At 72.1% G+C, this 17159-nt stretch carries 19 protein-coding genes; 9 read left to right on the forward strand and 10 right to left on the reverse strand.

The features are described from left to right. Position 1: 1 nt before the first annotated feature. Positions 2-700, reverse strand: coding sequence for a ribonuclease H (locus tag ACFYZ8_RS08005; RefSeq protein WP_388532110.1), 699 nt, complete (start codon positions 698-700; stop codon positions 2-4). Between the two features lie 223 nt (positions 701-923). Next, positions 924-1724 (reverse strand): VOC family protein, encoded by an 801-nt coding sequence (locus ACFYZ8_RS08010; protein ID WP_359036847.1) that lies wholly within the window; start codon positions 1722-1724, stop codon positions 924-926. A gap of 329 nt (positions 1725-2053) precedes the next feature. Between ACFYZ8_RS08010 and ACFYZ8_RS08015 the strand changes: the two genes are divergently transcribed. From ACFYZ8_RS08015 to ACFYZ8_RS08025, 3 genes are all read left to right on the forward strand, one after another. Then, positions 2054-2260 (forward strand): hypothetical protein, encoded by a 207-nt coding sequence (locus ACFYZ8_RS08015; RefSeq protein ID WP_388531406.1) that lies wholly within the window; start codon positions 2054-2056, stop codon positions 2258-2260. 305 nt (positions 2261-2565) lie between these two features. Then, positions 2566-2913: a response regulator gene (locus ACFYZ8_RS08020; protein WP_388531404.1), complete on the forward strand. Its 348-nt coding sequence runs from the start codon at positions 2566-2568 to the stop codon at positions 2911-2913. Between the two features lie 83 nt (positions 2914-2996). Then, positions 2997-3905: an SGNH/GDSL hydrolase family protein gene (locus ACFYZ8_RS08025; protein WP_388531402.1), complete on the forward strand. Its 909-nt coding sequence runs from the start codon at positions 2997-2999 to the stop codon at positions 3903-3905. 3 nt (positions 3906-3908) lie between these two features. On the opposite strand, the gene ACFYZ8_RS08030 is transcribed toward ACFYZ8_RS08025, so the two are convergent. After that, the gene (locus ACFYZ8_RS08030) at positions 3909-4391 is read right to left on the reverse strand and encodes a VOC family protein (RefSeq protein ID WP_388531401.1); all 483 of its coding nucleotides are present in this window, start codon (positions 4389-4391) and stop codon (positions 3909-3911) included. Between the two features lie 123 nt (positions 4392-4514). On the opposite strand from ACFYZ8_RS08030, the gene ACFYZ8_RS08035 reads away from it, so the two are divergent. The 3 genes from ACFYZ8_RS08035 to ACFYZ8_RS08045 all read left to right on the forward strand — a co-directional run bounded on the left by ACFYZ8_RS08035 (position 4515) and on the right by ACFYZ8_RS08045 (position 7059). Continuing rightward, on the forward strand, positions 4515-5711 hold the full coding sequence (locus ACFYZ8_RS08035; RefSeq protein WP_388531399.1) for an epoxide hydrolase family protein: 1197 nt from the start codon (positions 4515-4517) through the stop codon (positions 5709-5711). Between the two features lie 123 nt (positions 5712-5834). After that, entirely contained in the window at positions 5835-6455 is a 621-nt protein-coding gene (locus ACFYZ8_RS08040; protein WP_388531397.1) for a ClpP family protease, read from the forward strand. 1 nt (position 6456) lies between these two features. Further along, positions 6457-7059 (forward strand): ATP-dependent Clp protease proteolytic subunit, encoded by a 603-nt coding sequence (locus tag ACFYZ8_RS08045; protein ID WP_359036860.1) that lies wholly within the window; start codon positions 6457-6459, stop codon positions 7057-7059. Positions 7060-7077: 18 nt separating this feature from the next. Here ACFYZ8_RS08045 and ACFYZ8_RS08050 read toward each other — a convergent pair whose 3' ends face one another. Beyond that, complete coding sequence (locus ACFYZ8_RS08050; protein ID WP_388531395.1) at positions 7078-7506, reverse strand: helix-turn-helix domain-containing protein; 429 nt, start codon at positions 7504-7506, stop codon at positions 7078-7080. An 83-nt stretch (positions 7507-7589) separates the two neighbouring features. Between ACFYZ8_RS08050 and ACFYZ8_RS08055 the strand changes: the two genes are divergently transcribed. Together ACFYZ8_RS08055 and ACFYZ8_RS08060 are read left to right on the forward strand one after the other, a co-directional pair. Continuing rightward, the gene (locus ACFYZ8_RS08055) at positions 7590-8369 is read left to right on the forward strand and encodes a class I SAM-dependent methyltransferase (protein WP_359036864.1); all 780 of its coding nucleotides are present in this window, start codon (positions 7590-7592) and stop codon (positions 8367-8369) included. A 222-nt stretch (positions 8370-8591) separates the two neighbouring features. After that, positions 8592-9488: an RNA polymerase sigma factor SigF gene (locus tag ACFYZ8_RS08060; RefSeq protein WP_359036867.1), complete on the forward strand. Its 897-nt coding sequence runs from the start codon at positions 8592-8594 to the stop codon at positions 9486-9488. A 120-nt stretch (positions 9489-9608) separates the two neighbouring features. Here the strand turns inward: ACFYZ8_RS08060 and ACFYZ8_RS08065 are convergent, their stop codons facing one another. Together ACFYZ8_RS08065 and ACFYZ8_RS08070 are read right to left on the reverse strand one after the other, a co-directional pair. Further along, positions 9609-10067 (reverse strand): ATP-binding protein, encoded by a 459-nt coding sequence (locus ACFYZ8_RS08065; protein ID WP_359036869.1) that lies wholly within the window; start codon positions 10065-10067, stop codon positions 9609-9611. Positions 10068-10163: 96 nt separating this feature from the next. Beyond that, the gene (locus tag ACFYZ8_RS08070; protein ID WP_388531393.1) at positions 10164-11414 is read right to left on the reverse strand and encodes a DUF6777 domain-containing protein; all 1251 of its coding nucleotides are present in this window, start codon (positions 11412-11414) and stop codon (positions 10164-10166) included. Between the two features lie 171 nt (positions 11415-11585). Here ACFYZ8_RS08070 and ACFYZ8_RS08075 point away from each other — a divergent pair, with 171 nt between their 5' ends. Further along, positions 11586-12860, forward strand: coding sequence for a streptophobe family protein (locus ACFYZ8_RS08075; protein ID WP_388531391.1), 1275 nt, complete (start codon positions 11586-11588; stop codon positions 12858-12860). Here the strand turns inward: ACFYZ8_RS08075 and ACFYZ8_RS08080 are convergent. From ACFYZ8_RS08080 to ACFYZ8_RS08095, 4 genes are all read right to left on the reverse strand, one after another. Further along, positions 12841-12990 carry a hypothetical protein gene (locus tag ACFYZ8_RS08080; RefSeq protein WP_388531389.1) on the reverse strand — a complete coding sequence of 50 codons (150 nt, stop codon included), beginning with the start codon at positions 12988-12990 and terminating at the stop codon, positions 12841-12843. The genes ACFYZ8_RS08075 and ACFYZ8_RS08080 overlap by 20 nt on opposite strands. Before the next feature lie 87 nt (positions 12991-13077). Then, positions 13078-14055 carry a serine/threonine-protein kinase gene (locus ACFYZ8_RS08085; RefSeq protein ID WP_388531387.1) on the reverse strand — a complete coding sequence of 326 codons (978 nt, stop codon included), beginning with the start codon at positions 14053-14055 and terminating at the stop codon, positions 13078-13080. Beyond that, complete coding sequence (locus tag ACFYZ8_RS08090; protein ID WP_388531385.1) at positions 14045-14611, reverse strand: hypothetical protein; 567 nt, start codon at positions 14609-14611, stop codon at positions 14045-14047. Before ACFYZ8_RS08090 ends, ACFYZ8_RS08085 begins: the two co-directional genes overlap by 11 nt. A gap of 6 nt (positions 14612-14617) precedes the next feature. Further along, complete coding sequence (locus tag ACFYZ8_RS08095) at positions 14618-16951, reverse strand: FHA domain-containing protein (protein WP_388531383.1); 2334 nt, start codon at positions 16949-16951, stop codon at positions 14618-14620. Positions 16952-17159 lie beyond the last annotated feature (208 nt).

The raw sequence follows: 17159 nt of genomic DNA on the forward strand, positions 1-17159 counted from the left end.
GCTAGCCGGCCGCTTCCGTACGGCACTCCGGGTGTCCCCAGCCCTGGGCGTTCTTGGCGATGGGCTCGCCCGCCGCGTAGGGACGTCCGCACAGACACCGGCCGGGGAACTTGGCCTTGATCGTACGAGAAGACGAACCACCGCTCCGCTTGGGCGACTTGGCCCGGGCGGGGCGGTCGGTCTTTTTCGGGGTGTCCGGCGACGGCGGCGGCTCGGGGGAGCCGAGTTCGCTGCTCGCGGGTTCCTGGACGATCGCCGCCTGGCTGGCCGCGCGGTCGGCGAAGTCGTTGAGCGGGTCGCCGTCGACCTGGTGGGCGGGGACGTAGCGGAACTCGACCGAACGGCCGTCGAGGAGTTCGTCGATCCGCATGACGAGGTCCTGGTTGGCGACGGGCTTGCCCGCGGAGGTCTTCCAGCCGTTGCGCTTCCAGCCGGGCAGCCAGGTGGTGACGGCCTTCATGGCGTACTGGGAGTCCATCCGGACCTCCAGCGGCACATCCGGGTCGGTCGCGGCGAGCAGCCGCTCCAGCGCGGTGAGTTCGGCGACGTTGTTGGTGGCCTTGCCGAGCGGCCCTGCCTCCCAGCGGTCCGGCGTCTCCGACCCGTCCGCGATGACCCAGGCCCAGGCCGCGGGCCCCGGATTCCCCTTCGAAGCCCCGTCGCACGCGGCCACCAGTCGTTCACGCATGCGCTCGATCATGCCATGAGCGGCGGGGCGCGGGTTCACGTAGGGCTCCCCGTCCCCAGAGGCCGGTGAGGTCCGTGAGAACTCGTCGACGACGTCACCGGCACGCCTCGGACCCGGTGCGCCACGACCGGGCCCGCCCCGCTGCCCCACCGTGAACGAGTGGCTGGACCCGGTACCCGCCTACGGCGGTCACGGGCCGTCGCCCGCCGGAAATCTCGGCGCGCTGCCGGACGGCTCAGGGCACGTCGGAGATCTGGGGCATGTCCCCCTGGGTCGTGGTCATGTCGATCACCGAGAAGCTCGCGCCCTGCGGGTCGCTGAGGGCCGCGAAGCGGCCGAACGGTGAGTCCATCGGACCGAACCTCAGGACGGCGCCCAGCTTGGTGGCGCGGGCCACCGCGTCGTCGCAGTCGGGGACCGAGAAGTAGACGTTGATGTACGCCGGCACCTCGGGCGGGAAGTCGTCCGTCATCTTCATGCGGCCGAGGACGGTGTTGTCGCCGAGGTTGAACATGCGGAAGTCGATGGCGTCGTCCTGCATCTGCTGGACGCGGTAGCCGAAGACGGCGGGGAAGAACGCGTCGGACTTCTCGGGATCGCGGGTGTAGATCTCGGCCCAGCAGAACGCGCCGGGCTGCCCGGGCGTCGCCTCGAAGCCCTCGTGGGTGCCGCCCTGCCACACGCCGAAGACGACGCCGCTCGGGTCGCGGGCCAGGCACATGGTGCCGAAGTCGCCGACCTGCATCGGTTCCATGAGCACTTCGCCGCCGTTGTCACGGATCTTGCCGGCCGTCGCGGAGGCGTCCGGCGACGCGAGGTACAGGCACCACTGCGAGTGCCCCTCCTGGCCGGGCATCGGCGGAACGACGGCGGCGGCCGCCTTGCCGTCCGCGTAGGCCTGCGTGTAGTTGCCGTACTCCGACGACGCCTCGCCGAAGGTCCAGCCGAGGACGTCGCCGTAGAAGCTCTTCGCTCCCTCGACGTCACTGAACATCGCATCGGCCCAGCAGGGGGTTCCCTCAGGTTGTACGGCCATGATCGCGGCCTTTCCCGAATCGGTGGTCGGTCCGACTCCACACGCTAGTCACGGCTGGGCCCGACCGCGCGTCGAACGGACGATTCCCCTGGAGACGGGACAGAAAGGACACTCGCTCCCCATGGCCGGCCCAGCCCGCCGCGGGCGCTCGGTCCGGCGCGGACAGGTGCGGCTCCCCCTTCAACCGCCCGCGCCTCGCCCTGATCGAGGACGAGCCGCGCACCCACCTCGCGGCCGCGACCGCCGCCACCGAACTGCTCGCCCTGGACCTGCCGGAGGGCCATCCGGCGCCGGCCGTCCTGAAGCGGCAGCTCGGCACCCTGGCCAGGTTGAGCAACGACCTCCTGGACGGCACCCGGGCGGTGATCGGGCGCCTTGAGCTGGTGCGGGAACCGGTCGACATGCGCTCGGTCGCGGAGGGCGCCTGCGCGGACATCCGCGGCCTCTTCGCACACGAGCACCACCCTCGGCGTACGGCTGCCCGCCGCGGCCCTCGTCGTGGACGGCGACCGGCTGGCGGCTCGCGCAGGTGCTGACGAACCTGTGGTCGAACGCGCTCAAGTACACCCGGCCGGGCGGCCGCACGGAGGTGTATACGGGCGGCCCCGGCCGGTCCCGACACGCCGGCGGGCCTGGGGCTTGGGGTCGCCGTCGCGCCGGACCGTCGCGGAGCGGCACCACGGCCGGATCGGCGCGCACAGCGACGGGCCCGGCAGGGACGCCGCGTTCACGGTGGTCCTGCCCACCACCGGCTCCGCAGTCCCGCCGCGCCCCGGCCCCCGGCCGCCCGCTCCACGCCACGCCGGCTGGCTGGCCGGCTGGCTGGCTGGCCCTGCTGATCGTGGAGGACAACGCGGACCTGGCCGCGACCTGTCGCACCCTGCTGGAGCGGCAGGGGCACCGGGTGACGACCGTGCACACCGGCACCGCCGCGCTCACCGCGACCGAGGCGCAGGTATTCGACGTCGTCCTGTGCGACCTGGGGTTGCCGGACATCGACGGCCCCACGGTCGCCCGCCGGATACGGGCCCGGCCGGACGGCGAGCGGCTTCGGCTCGTCGCGGTCCCCGGCTTCAGCCAGGGCACCGACGGCGCACTGTCCCGGGCGGCCGGGTTCGACGCCCGTCTGACCAAGCCGCTGCCGCTGACCGAGCCGGCGGACTTCCTGGAGGGCCCGGACGGCGGCTGAAACCGGTGCCGCGCGTCTTCCCCCCTGGGCCCGGCTGTGCTTGCCTGGGGAACCGTTTTCGGCGACCGGGGCGGGAGTCGCGCATGCGGGCACCGTGGATCGTGGGGTTACTGGGCGCAGTCCTGCTGCTCGGTGCCTGCTCCGACCCCTCGGACGGGCCGGAGACGGCGCCACCGACCCCGGACGTGCCCCGCGCGGCCACCACGCATCGGCGCGCCCAGACCTCGCCGAGCGCCTCCGCGGCCGTCGTCGCCCCGCGGGTGCTGTACCTCGGCGACTCGCTCGCCACGGAGGCCCAGCAGGTCCTCGGGCAGGAGCTGCGCCGGGACCTGCGGGCGACGTACACGAGCGCGCCGTACTCGGGGACCACCCTGTGCGACTACCTGGAGGGCACCGGCAAGAAGTCGCTGGTGCCCGACCGGGACAAGGCGGCCGCGCTGGTCCGTGCACTGCACCCGGACGTCGTGGTGCTGCAGTTCTGGGGCAACGCGTGGGGCTACACATGGTGCATGGACGGGATCACCCATGCCGCCTCGCCGCGGAAGTACTTCAGCAGGTACCGGACCGACCTGCGCCGGCTGACCGACCAGATCGCGGCGGCGGGCGGCGCGCGGCGGCCGCGGATCGTGTGGGTGGCGCAGGGCCCGGACCCGCTCACCCCCGACCGGATCCGGCGCGTGAACGAGCTGTACGAGGAGCAGGCGGCCGCCTCCGGCGACGTGGTCGCCGACGCGGGCGCGACGGTGGCGCCCGCCGGGGCCCGGTACACCTGGGTGCAGTACCTGCCGTGCACCGCCTACGAGCACGAGCATCCCGCCTACTGCACCCAGCCGGACCGCGACCGCACCGCCCTGCACCTCGACACGGACTACCTGCACTTCTGTCTGGCGCCCACGACCCCCAGGCCCAGGCCCTGCCCGGTCCGCTCCCCCGGCATCCTGCGGATCGCCCGGGAGATCACGCGGGTGGTCGGCCGGACGCCCTCCGGCTGACGCTCACCCGCCCGCGTACGCCTTCTCCAGGGCGGCCACGTCGAACTTGCTCATCGCCATGAACGCCTTGGTGACGCGGGCCGCCTTCTCCGGATCCGGGTCGCCCACCATGTCGGCGAGCCCCTCGGGCACGACCTGCCACGACAGCCCGTAACGGTCCTTGAGCCAGCCGCAGGGGCCGGGCTCGCCGCCGCCCTCGGTGAGCCTGGTCCAGTAGTAGTCGATCTCCTCCTGGTCCGCGCAGAGGATCTGGAAGGAGACGGCTTCGGTGAACTTGAACTGCGGTCCGCCGTTGAGGGCGACGAAGTCCTGTCCGTTGGCGGTGAAGTCCACCGTCAGGACGGTCCCGGCGGGCTGCATCGCGCCCTCGGGATAGTGGGTGACCCTCCCGAGGGTGGAGTCCTTGAAGACCGAGACGTAGTAGTGCGCGGCTTCCTCGGCCTGGCCGTCGAACCAGAGACACGTGGTGAAAGGCCTGCTCGCCATGGTTTCCTCCTGAGGCGTCGTAGTGCGGTCGTCTCTGAGGACCGATCCTCGGCGCGGAACTCATCGGTCGGGCAGCCGGTTAATCCACGTGGCTCATACACGGGTGCGGCCTAGCATCCCCGCATGACGTCAAGCGACAGCATCACGCCCTTCCGCCTCGACATTCCGCGGAGCGACCTCGACGACCTGCACGACCGGCTCGACCGCACCCGCTGGCCCGACGACCTCTCGGCCACGGGCTGGGCGTACGGCGTGCCGGCCGCGTATCTGCGCGAACTCGCGCACCACTGGCGGCACTCCTACGACTGGCGCGCGGCCGAGGCGCGGCTGAACGCGTGGCCGCAGTTCACGACCGTCATCGACGGGTCGACCGTGCACTTCGCCCACGTCCGCTCCCCCGAGCCGGACGCCACCCCGCTGGTCATCACGCACGGCTGGCCGGGCTCGATCGTCGAGTTCCTGGACGTGGTGGGCCCGTTGACCGATCCGGCGGCCCACGGCGGCGACCCGGCCGACGCCTTCCACGTCGTCGTACCGAGCATCCCCGGTTTCGGGCTGTCCGGGCCGCCCGCCGACACGGGCTGGGAGGCGGGCCGGATCGCCGACGCCTGGGCCGAGCTGATGACGCGCCTCGGCTACGAGCGGTTCGGCGCCCAGGGCGGGGACTGGGGCTCGGCGATCTCCCGGGAACTGGGCCGCGCCCACCCCGAGCGGATCATCGGCATCCACCTCAACCTGCTGCCCGGCGCACAGGCCACCAGCGAACCGACCGAGGACGAACTCGCCGCGCTCGAACCCGGGGAGCGGGAACGCGCCCTGGAGTCGTGGCGTCGGTGGAGCGCCTGGTCGGGCGAGGGCACCGGGTACGCCGTACTGCACTCCACCCGGCCGCAGACCCTCGCCTACGCGCTGACCGACTCACCGGTCGGCCAACTCGCCTGGATCGTCGAGAAGTTCCAGGAGTGGACCGACTCCGCGGAGCTGCCCGAGGAGGCCGTGGACCGGGACCGGCTGCTGACCAACGTGATGCTGTACTGGCTGACAGGCACCGCCGGTTCGGCCGCCCGGATCTACTACGAGCGGGCCCACGCCACGGGCGCGAGGGCGGCCCGCCCCACCGAACCGTCGACCGCGCCGACCGCCCTCGCCGTCTTCCCGGCGGAGATCCAGCTCCCGCTGCGGCACAGGGCCGAACGCACCGAGAACCTCGTGCGCTGGACCGAGTTCGACCGGGGCGGCCACTTCGCGGCGATGGAGGAGCCGGACCTGCTGGTCGACGACGTGCGGGCGTTCTTCCGGCAGCTGCGCGAGAAGGGCTGAGCACACCCCCGGGGCCCGCGCTCTGCCGGTGGCGAATCTGCCACCGGCAGAGAAACCGCTTCGGGGGGTCGTCCGAGGTCAAGAGTGGAGCCGACGGCATCCCTACGACCACGAGGACCGCCCATGACTTCCATCCGTGCCGAGGGCGACACCCCTCCCACCCGTTTCGACGACCAACTGGCCGCCCAGCTCCTCGCCCAGCGCATCGTGCTGCTGGGCACCCAGGTCGACGAGGTCTCCGCGAACCGGGTCTGCTCACAGCTGCTGGTCCTGTCCGGGGAGGACCCGCGCACCGACATCAGCCTGTACATCAACAGTCCGGGCGGTTCCGTGTACGCGGGCCTCGCCATCTACGACACGATGCGGCTGATCCCCAACGACGTGTCGACGCTCGCCATGGGCTTCGCGGCGAGCATGGGCCAGTTCCTGCTCTGCGGCGGCACGCCCGGCAAGCGGTACGCCCTGCCGAACGCGCGGATCATGATGCACCAGGGTTCGGCGGGCATCGGCGGGACCACCGCCGACATCGAGATCCAGGCGGAGAACCTGGAGCACAGCAAGCAGACCATGGAGCGGCTCATCGCCGAGAACACCGGCCAGACGCCGGAGACCATCGCCCGCGACGGTGACCGCGACCGCTGGTTCACGGCCGAGGAGGCCAGGGAGTACGGCATGGTGGACCGGGTCGTGGAGTCGCTCGCCGATGTCCGCCCGGCCGCCTCGAAGCGACGGATGGGGCTCTGACATGGCGAACTACACGATTCCCTACGTCGTCGAGCGCACCGCGCACGGCGAGCGGTCCTCCGACGTGTTCAGCCGCCTGCTGTCCGAGCGGATCATCTTCCTCGGCACCGAGATCGACGACGGGGTGGCCAACGTGGTGATCGCACAGCTCCTGCACCTGGAGTCGGCGGCGCCGGAGAACGAGATCTCGATCTACATCAACTCCCCCGGTGGATCGTTCACCTCGCTGATGGCGATCTACGACACGATGACCTACGTGCAGGCGCCGATCTCGACGCTGTGCGTGGGCCAGGCGGCGTCCACCGCGGCCGTGCTGCTGGCCGGCGGGGATCCCGGGCGGCGGCTCGTGCTGGAGCACGCGCGCGTGCTGCTCGGCCAGCCCGCCTCCGGCGGCAGCCGCGGAGCGATCTCCGATCTCGCCCTGCAGGCCAAGGAGATGGTCCGCATCCGCTCCCAGGTGGAGGAGGTGCTGGCCCGCCACACCCGCCACGACATCGCGACCCTGCGCGCGGACATGGACCGCGACAAGGTGTTCACCGCGCAGGAGGCCGTGGAGTACGGGCTGGCCGACGAGGTGGTGAGCCGGCGCCTCGTGACGGTCTGAGGCGCCGGGCCCGCCAGTTCAGGCCGCCAGGCACATCCCGTCGTACGGCGATCCCGGCACTGCACGGCGGCTGCGCGCCGAGTGCCGGGTGAGCTCCCCCTGGGCCAGGGAGAGCAGATCGCCGAGGCCGAGGCCCAGGGCGTGGGCGGCGGCCGCGAGGACCTCGGAGGAGGCCTCCTTGCGGCCGCGCTCCACCTCGGAGAGGTAGGGCATCGAGATCCGGGCCGCGTCGGCGACGTCCTTGAGCGTACGCTCCTGGACGAGGCGCTCGCGGCGCAGGACGTCTCCGACGAGGTCACGCCACAGAGGTTCCCTGGCCCTGTCGGCGGAGGGCTCCCCGGGCGGTGCCGCGGCGGGGCGTTCGGACACGGGGCGGGCGGTCCCCGGGCGCGCGGACTGCGGGCGCAGGGGGATCACGCGGGCTTGGTTCGGCGCTTGATTGCTCACCGGGTCAGCCTAAATTCCGTGGCCGCCATGGGAAGGGGGCGGCATTCTGCCCTGGGTGGAATCGACGACGGGAAGGTGGGCCGGTGCTGCGGGAGACGTTCAACGAGGCGGCGGAACTGTACGACAGGGCGCGCCCGGCCTATCCACCGGCGCTGGTCGGGGAGTTGGCACGGGTGGCGGAACTCGGCCCGCGGAGCCGGGTCCTGGAGGTGGCACCCGGTACCGGCCAACTCACCCGGGCGCTGGCCGGGTTCGGCTGTCACCTCACGGCCGTGGAACTGGGCGACGCGATGGCAGCGGTGGCCCGGCGGCGGCTCGCCGGGTTCCCGCGGGTCGAGGTGCACAACGCCGAGTTCGAGCGCTGGCCGCTGCCGGCACAGCCCTTCGACCTGGTCGCCTGCGCGACCGCCTTCCACTGGATCGACCCGGCCGTCCGCATGGAGAAGACGGCGGACGCGCTCCGTGCCGGGGGACGCCTCGCTGTCGTCGTCACCCACCATGTGGCCGGCGGCACGACCGACTTCTTCGCGCGGGCCCAGGAGTGCTACGAACGCTGGGATCCGGCCACACCGCCCGGGCTGCGGCTGCGGGCGTCGTCGGAGATCGATTCGGACACGGTGGACTTCGAGGCCTCTCCGCGTTTCGGTGAGCTCACGGTGACCCGCTTCGAACAGGACATCACCTACACCGCCGACGAGTACCTCGACGTGCTCCTCACCTATTCGGGCCACCGGGCCCTCGACAGCACCCGCCGCGAAGGCCTCCTGGCCGGTATCCGGGAGCTGATCGAGACGCGCCACGGCGGCCGGATCACCAAGCGCTACCTGTTCGAACTGATCGTCGCGACCCGGCTCGCCGCCTGAGCACCGTCGATTTCACGCCACCCCGCAACTCGGTGGGCATGTGTCGTCACTCCCCGGGTACGCGCAACGTGAGGGAGCTGCGGGCTATTGGTCGGCCGGTGGTCCGGGGACGCATATGTCGACGCGTTCCGGGTACACGGCAGGCCTCGTACCATCCGCAGTACCCGAGACAACCCAGGCCGAAGAGGCAGACGTCGAGCCGTGACTTTCGTGGGAGAGGTAATGCATACCGTCGTCACCGCCGTGAACCGTTCGGAGGCACAGGTCACCGAGCACGCCAGCGGGACCAGGACGGGTGGGACGCCCCTGCCGGGAGTCGAGGAACCGCGGTCCGTCGCCCCGCGGGACGCGCGGGAGCTGTCCCGTCAGTTCTTCAGGCGTCTGGCCGAGCTCGAGGAGGGGACGCACGAGTACCAGTACGCGCGCAACACCCTCATCGAGATGAACATGTCGCTCGTACGCTTCGCGGCCGGAAGGTTCCGCGGCCGCGGCGACGACATGGAGGACATCGTCCAGACCGGCATGATCGGCCTGATCAAGGCGATCGACCGGTTCGAGGTGTCCCGCGAGGTCGAGTTCACGTCGTTCGCGCTGCCCTACATCGTCGGCGAGATCAAGCGTTTCTTCCGTGACACCACCTGGGCGGTGCATGTCCCGCGGCGCCTTCAGGAGCTGCGCGTCGAGCTGGCCAAGGCGCGTGAGGAACTCGGCAGCCGGCTGGACCGCGACCCCACGGTGGCCGAGCTCGCCACCCTGATGAACATCTCCGAGAACGAGGTGATCGAGGCACAGATCGCCTCGAACGGCTACAACTCCTCGTCCCTGGACGCCGCCCTGACCGGCGACGGCCCCGAGGGCGGCGAGGCGGTCCTCGCCGACTTCATCGGCGTGGAGGAGGACGGGCTGCGGCTCGTCGAGGACTTCCAGTCGCTCGCCCCCCTGATGGCCGAGCTCAGCGACAGGGACCGGGAGATCATCCACATGCGGTTCGTGGAGGAGGCCACCCAGTCGGAGATCGGTGAGCGGCTCGGCTGCTCGCAGATGCATGTGTCCCGGCTGATCAAGCGGATCATCACGCGGCTGCGCGAGGGCATGCTGGGCGAGCTGGGCTGCGCCTGAGCACACACGGACAGCGAGTACCCACGGACAGCGAAAAGCGGGTGCCGTCCACGGACAGCGAAAAGCGGGTGCCGTCCACGGACGGCACCCGTTCCCTGTGTTCCCAGCGCCCCCGCGGGCTCAGTCGTTGCCGTCGAAGCCCAGGACGGCCCTGACCCGCTTGCCCACCGGTACGCGCTCCGCCCCGACCTCCCGCGCCAGGACGTGCACGATCTCCAGACCGTGCCGGCCGACGCGCTCGGGGTCCCGCGGGAACCTGCGGGGCAGTGCGGCACTGCTGTCGTAGACCGTGACGGCGACCTCGGCGTCGGTGCCCTCCAGCTCGAGGATGTAGGGCCCGTTGCTGTGCCGGTCGGCGTTGGTGACGAGCTCGCTCACCACGAGGAGCACCTCCTGCTCGGCTCGGTCGCCGATGGCGGCACACCACTCGGTCCTCAGCTTGCCGAGGAAGTCCGCGGCGAACGACCGCGCCTCGGCTATGCTTCCCGGCTCCCCGGTGTAGTGCGCCGCCTGCCGTAGGGGTTCCACGGGCACGTCGAAACCAGTCGGTATCACTGCCCCGTCCAGGTGATCGATCATGCGTTTCTCTCTCGGAAGCCGGACTGGCCGGACGCTGCTGCACCAGTGCTCGTACCCAGAGTCGCGCGTCGCAGTCCAGGTGACGCGTCACACCGCCTAGGACACCGGACCGCTGTCCAGGGGACCCGACTGGTTCGTCCCCGAGGTGGTGTCCGAGGCGAGGGGCGGCTGCGGTGACGAGGATCCGGGTGCGACGGGCTCACCTGGGGATTCGCTGCTCGGCGGCTGCTGGGACGGCGAGCTCGGGGGCGGCGAGGACGGGGCGATCAGGGCGGGAGGGCACGGTCGCGGCGACCCGGACGGCTTTCCGGTGGGCGTTCCGGCTCCGGTCGACGTCGAGACGCAGGGCGACGGGGAGGCCGGGGACGTGGGTGCGCTGGGGGTCGTCGGCGGGGTCGGCGTGGACACGGTCACCGACGGGGACGGCTTGACCGGCGGATGGGTCTTGTGGTCCTTGCCCCCGGTGTCGCCGCGGTGCCGGGCGATCCAGTCGTGGTGGTCGGGGTCGTAGATCACGAAGATGTTGATGACGGTCGTCGACGGCGCGACCACGACCACGTTCGAGGGGTGGTACGACGCCCAGGTGTCGCCGGTGCGCTTCGGCGTGGTCTGCTGGGCGACCGGCGGGGTCAGCGGGTTTCCGCAGGCGCAGCGGGTGCGGGGCACTCCGTGGTCGTCGACGAGGACGGCGGTGCCAGCCTGGAGGACGGCCTGGTAGCTGGTGGCGGCGCCGTCCCGGTAGCCGTGGTTGGTGACGCGGGTGTCCATGCGCAGCTGGACGGGTGTGAGCGAGCGGAGGAAGGCGGGGACCTGGGACGGCCGGACACCGGCGACGGAGGCGAACACGCTGTTCTTCTCGGGGTCCGCCCCAAGGGCCTTGATCTGCTTCTCGACGTCGCAGCTGGAGACGTTGCGGGTGCCGCCGTAGAGACCGGGGGCGGCGCCGTCCACTGCGCGCACGGCGTTCGCGGGTTCCGAGGAGCCGGTCGGGGTGGCGGACACCGGTGGCACCGAGCTGTCCTTCGCGGTCGACTCGGTGAAGGGCTCGGGGCCCGTCTTGCCCGCGGCCTGGAGGAAGACCTCTCCGTCACCGCCCGCCGAGGTGGACCCACCGCCGCCGGAGCGGGTGAACACGACCGCGAGGACCACCGCGGCGACCACCGCGGTGGCGATCAGGGCGACCCGGGGCACCGATCTCCACCAGGGGTGCCGCGGCTCGGGCGCGGATGTTCCGCCACTGCTGCCGGGGGGCTGCGAGGGCGGGCCCGAAGGCGGCTGCGAGGGGCCCGACAGGGGGCCGGACGGCGGCCCGGTGGGACGGCCCGACGAGGGCGGTTCGACACTCACGAGTGCTTCTTCCCGACGCGGGACTCCTGCGGCATGCGATCCGATTGCCCCGATTAAGCCGCATTTTTCCGCGACATACCTATTGTTTGCTCCGGTCCGGTACGGCCCGCAAGCGGACGCGGACGGACCTCCCGGCAGGCGGCCCGTCCCCCCGCTGCTTAGCGTGGCAGGGTGAGCCCCCAACGCCCCTTCGACCAGGCAGTCCTCGCCCGCCACGGCTGGGCGCAGGCCGTGGCCACGGTCCTGGTCACGGTGATCGTCATGGGGGTGGTCGCGGCCCTCGGACTGTGGGCGGCGGGCGCGTCCGACCTGCCGGACCACGCGTTCCCGCGGGTCGTCGCGGCGACGGTCGTCACGGCCGTCGGCGGCACGGTCAAGCTCTCGGGAAGCGCGGGAGGGCTCGCCGGCAGCAAGGCCGGCCTGACCGTGATCCCCCTGTCCGTCACCCTGACCGGTGCGCTGGTGCTCGGCGCGGGGTTCCTGCGGCCGCTGCGGCACCGGGCCGTCGCCGGCGGCCGGGAACTCACCGGATGGGCCGCCCGGATCGCCGTCCTGTGGCTCCTGGCGCTCCTCGCCCCGGCCTACGCGGCCCGCCAGACGTTCAAGCTCTCCCTCGGCGACGACACGCTGAGCGACCTGGGCGATCTCTTCGGTGTCTCCCCCGAGGTCGGCTTCACCACGGACGTACCGCAGACCCTCTTGTTCGGACTGCTGTGGTCGGCGGGTGTCCTGGTGCTGGCCCTGCTGGTCTCGCGCCGGGCTCCCCTGCCGGGGCGACTGCTGCGCCTCCAGGAGTCGGTGCGGCCCGCGGCGCACGCCATGGTGGTGGCCCTCCTCGCCTACGTCGTCCTCGGCGCCCTCATCGCCCTGGTCGTCGCCGTGACCCGCGGGCATGTGCCGGAGACCCTCGCGGTGATCCTGCTGGGCCTGCCCAACCTGGTCTGGCTCACCCTGACCATCGGCCTCGGCGCCACCTGGACCGGCCGGGTGGAGGGCCCCTTCGGGCTGCCCATGCCGCACGTCCTGGACGAGGTCCTGCGCACCTCGGACACCGCCACGCTCAACCTGGGCACCCTCGCCGAGCACGACGGCCGGGTCTGGTGGCTGGTGGTCGTCGACGCGGTCCTGCTGCTCTCGGTCGCCTTCCTCATGGCGGCCCGCTCCCCCATCAGCGTCCGCGCCTGGCAGCACGCCGTGCACCTGGCGGCCGCCCTCGCCCTCACCGTCCTCATGATCTGCCTCATGGGCCGGATCTCCGCCCACTACGGCCTGTCGGTCCTCGGCATCGGCGACCTCGGCGGCCTGGGCGGCAAGCTGTTCCTCCAACCCCAACTGTGGTCCGCGGTCGGCCTCGGCGCCCTGTGGGGCCTGGTCACCGGCTTCCTGGGCGCGCTGCTGGCACGGCCGGTGCGACGCAAAGGGGAGATCACACCGGCTGACGCGTGAGGCAGGGCGGGGTGAACTCACCGGACTCGCCGCGATCAAGGAGGCGGCCCTGACGCCGGGCGCCGGGCATCCCGTGGCGCACCACGTCACGAACGTGTTCGTCGAGGGGATCGCCGAAGGCCGCGTCCATGCCCGCTCCAAGGGCCTCGGCATCGTGGCCGGCCACCGCGGGTTGCCGGCGCGCAGGGTGCCGTTGAACGGACTGGGTCAGGACCGACTACCGTCCCCGGACCACCGGCTGCGCCCAGGACGGCGGGGGCTTGGGGCGGGTCTCCGGGGGTTCTACGGTCTTCAGGGCGATCTCGGTCGGCGGGTGGCCGCCCGTCGCCGCCGAGCGCAGGGCCGCGACGAAGCCGAGGCAGGAGTCGTGGCGCTCGTCGGGGGTCTTGGCCAGGGCCTTCGCGAACACCGCGTCGAGCGGTGCGGGCAGGCCGGGGCGGGAGGCGGAGAGGGCCGGCGGGGCGTCGTACTGGTGGGCCCACAGCAGGGCCATGTCGTCGTCGCGGCGGAAGGGCGGGTGGCCCGTGAGGGTCTCGTAGACCACGCAGGCAAAACCGTAGACGTCGCAGCGGCCGTCGACCGGTCGCCCCGAGATCTGCTCGGGGGCCACGTAGTCGAGGGTGCCGACGAACTGGCCGACCGTGGTGAACCCGGTCAGTGACAGGGACTTCTTCGTGAGGCCGAAGTCGGTGAGGTAGGTGTGCTCGGGGTGGTCGCTGTCGGTGCCCCGGGAGACCAGGATGTTGCCGGGTTTCACGTCCCGGTGGACCAGCCCGTGCTCGTGGGCCGCGTCGAGCGCTGAGGCGATCTGGGTGGCGATCCGCAGCGCGGTCGGCAGCGGCAGCGGCCCCTGGCGGTCCAGGAGATGGCGCAGATCGCTGCCGGCGACGTACCGCATGGCGATGTACAGCACCCCGTCCGTCTCGCCCGCCTCGAAGACGGGCACGATGTGCGGGTGGTCGATCGCGGCGGCCACCCGGGACTCGTGGCTGAAACGGTTGCGGAAGGTGTCGTTGCGGGCGAGCTCCGGGGCCAGCAGCTTCAGCGCGACCGTGCGGTCCAGGCGCAGGTCCCGGGCCCGGTAGACGACGGCCATGCCACCGCGGCCTATCTCCTGCTCGATGCGGTAGCTCGCGACCTGCCGGCCGACCAGTTCCGAGGGGCGGCCGGAGAAGAGGCTGGTCTCACGGGCCATCGTGCGTCACGACCTGGGTCGGGGGGTGCCCGCCCGTGTGGGGCACCTCGGTCGGGGCGGGTCCGGCCGCCCGCGGCCCCTCGTCGGTGGCGTAGGTGCTGAGCCGGGTCCCGTCGGCGTACACCCAGCGTCCGTGCTGCGCGTCGTACAGCCACACATGCTCGCCGTCGACGACCACTCCGATCCGCAGCCCTCGGGTGCGGCCCCGGAAGGCCTCCCCGTCCAGGCCGCCGCGGCCCAGCTCCTCGACGGCGGCCCGGTAGCGGGCGAGGGTCTCGTCGGCGCGGGCCAGCAGGGGACGCGGGTCGGCGGCGCGGGTGAGCGGGCTGTCGGGGGCGGGCGGGTCCTGGGGTACGGCGACCAGGTAGCGGCCGTCGACCCAGGCCGACCAGCCGTTGGCGCACAGGACGTACGCCCAGTCGCCGCGCCGCTCCACGAGCTGGACCGGCAGGAGCGGGTCCAGGGGCACGGTGGGGCGGGCGGGGTCGGGGGCCTCCCAGGCGGGCATGCCGTTGCCGGGGACGACGTGGGTGGGCCGGAAGCCGGGGGGCGTCATCGGCGCCTACTTCCGCATGACCGCGGGTTCGTGGCGGCGCAGCAGCCGGGAGACGACGTATCCGAAGAGCACGGACAGGACGACGAGCATGCCGATGTTCAGCATCCAAACGCCCGCCGAGTGCTTGAACAGCGGGTCGCCGGTGAGGTCGCCGGGCACGATCCGGGCGAGGCCGATGGTGCCGGCCATCGCGCCGAGCGCCCAGCGGGAAGGCACCAGCCAGGACAGCTGTTCCAGCCCGGGCACGCCGTCCAGCTTGAGCAGGGCACCGCAGAAGACGACCTGGACGATGGCGAGCAGCACGAGCAGCGGCATCGTCACCTCCTCCTTGCGCACCAGCGCGGACACGAGCAGACCGAGCATCATCGCCGTGAACGCCAGCAGGGCGACGGCGATCGTGATCTCGGCAAGGGGCGGCATCACCACGCCTTCGCCGTCGGGTGCGTTGAGGTCGACGCCGAGGAGGGCGACCAGGGTCAGGACCACCGCCTGCACGACGGTGATCGTGCCCAGCACGACGACCTTGGACATCAGGTACGCCGATCTGGACAGGCCGACGGCCCGTTCCCGCTGGTAGATCACCCGTTCCTTCACCAGCTCGCGGACGGCGTTCGCGGCGCCGGTGAGGACGCCGCCGACGCACAGGATGAGCAGGGCGTTCATGGCGGTGTCCCGGGTGAGGTGACTGCCCGCGAGGGCCCGGGCCATGGCGCCCATGACGAAGGGGAGCGCGATCATGATGGCGAGGAAGGTGCGGTCGGCGCCGAGGGCCGCGGTGTAGCGGCGGATCAGGGTGCCGAGCTGGGCGCCGCGGCTGCGGGGCCTGGGCGGGGGCGCGATGATGACCGGTTCGGAGCGGGGCGTCCGGGGCTGTGCGGTGGCCTCGGCGACGTACTGGTGGTGGAAGGCCGAGGAGTGGAAGTCGCCCGCCCAGTCGCGGTCCTGGTCGCGTTCGAAGGCTTCGAAGGCCTCGGGCCACTGGGTGAAGCCGAAGTAGGCGAGGGCGTCCTCGGGCGGTCCGTAGTAGGCGATCCGCCCGCCGGGGGCGAGGACCAGGAGGCGGTCGCAGACGTCGAGGCTCAGGACGCTGTGGGTGACGACGATGACCGTGCGGCCGTCGTCGGCGAGGCCGCGCAGCATGTGCATCACCGAGCGGTCCATGCCGGGGTCCAGGCCGGAGGTCGGTTCGTCCAGGAAGAGCAGGGACGGCTTGGTCAGCAGCTCCAGGGCCACGCTGACCCGCTTGCGCTGTCCGCCGGAGAGGCTGTGCACGGGCTGCCGGGCGCGCTGTTCCAGGCCGAGTTCGCGTATGACCTCGTCGACGCGTGCGCGGCGCTCGGCCTTCGCGGTGTCCTGCGGGAAGCGCAGTTCGGCGGCGTAGGTCAGGGCGCTGCGGACGGTCAGCTGGGCGTGCAGGATGTCGTCCTGCGGGACCAGGCCGATGCGCTGGCGCAGTTCGGCGTAGTCGCGGTAGAGGTCTCGGCCGTCGTAGAGGACGGTGCCGTGGTCGGCGGGGCGCTGGCCGGTGAGGGCGTTGAGGAGCGTGGACTTTCCGGCGCCGGACGGGCCGACGACGGCGAGCAGGCACTTCTCCCCCACCGGGAAGGACACGTGGTCCAGCAGGGTCTTGCGGCCGTGGTCGACGGCGACCGTGAGGTCCTGGACGTCGAGGGAGACCTCGCCGGTGTCGACGTACTCCTGAAGCGTGTCGCCGACCAGGCAGAACGCCGAGTGGCCGATGCCGACGATGTCTCCGGGGGCGAGGGGGGCGCTCGTGACGGGCCGGCCGTTGAGGTAGGTGCCGTTGTGACTGCCGAGGTCGGCGATCTCGTAGCTGCCGTCGGGCAGAGCGCGCAGTTCGGCGTGGTGGCGGGAGACGACCAGGTCGTCGATGACGAGGTCGTTGTCGTCGGCGCGGCCGATGCGGACCGTGCGGGTGGGCAGCGGGCGTACGGCGGTGGGCTGCCGGAAGGTGCCGGTCAGGCCCGGCATCGACACGGCCGAGGGGCGCTCGGGGGTGGGCAGGCCCAGCAGGACCGCGCAGGGGCCGTCGGCGGGGCTGCCGAAGCGGATCACGCTGCCGGGGCCGACGTCCCACTCGTGGACGCGGCGGCCGTCGGCGTAGGTGCCGTTGGTGCTGTTCTCGTCCTCGAGGGTCCAGTGGTCGGCCTCGGGCCGCAGCACCGCGTGGTGCCACGAGACCCGGGCATCGTCGATGACGATGTCGCTCAACGGGTCGCGTCCGACGTGATAGTCGTGGCCCGGGCTCATCACCGTGGAGCCGGTGTCGGTCTCCAGGACGAGCTCGGGCGCCGTCGGTGCGGCCGGCCGCTCCACCATGCCTGAATTCTACCGATTCACCCCTTTGGTCGCCCGTCGACGTGGATCGGGGGGCGGGAGCGAAGGGTGGCGGCGCGGCTCGGGGCACGGGAGCGACGAGCAGCGGCGCCGCTCAGGTCATGGGGGGGGGAAGGGCGACGGTCCGCCTCGGGCATGGGCGCAAGGGCCGAGGCGCGCCTCGGATCGCGGGAGCGGCAGGCCGACGGGA

Origin of the sequence: Streptomyces sp. NPDC001668, assembly GCF_042893155.1 — a bacterium.
Taxonomy (GTDB): domain Bacteria; phylum Actinomycetota; class Actinomycetes; order Streptomycetales; family Streptomycetaceae; genus Streptomyces.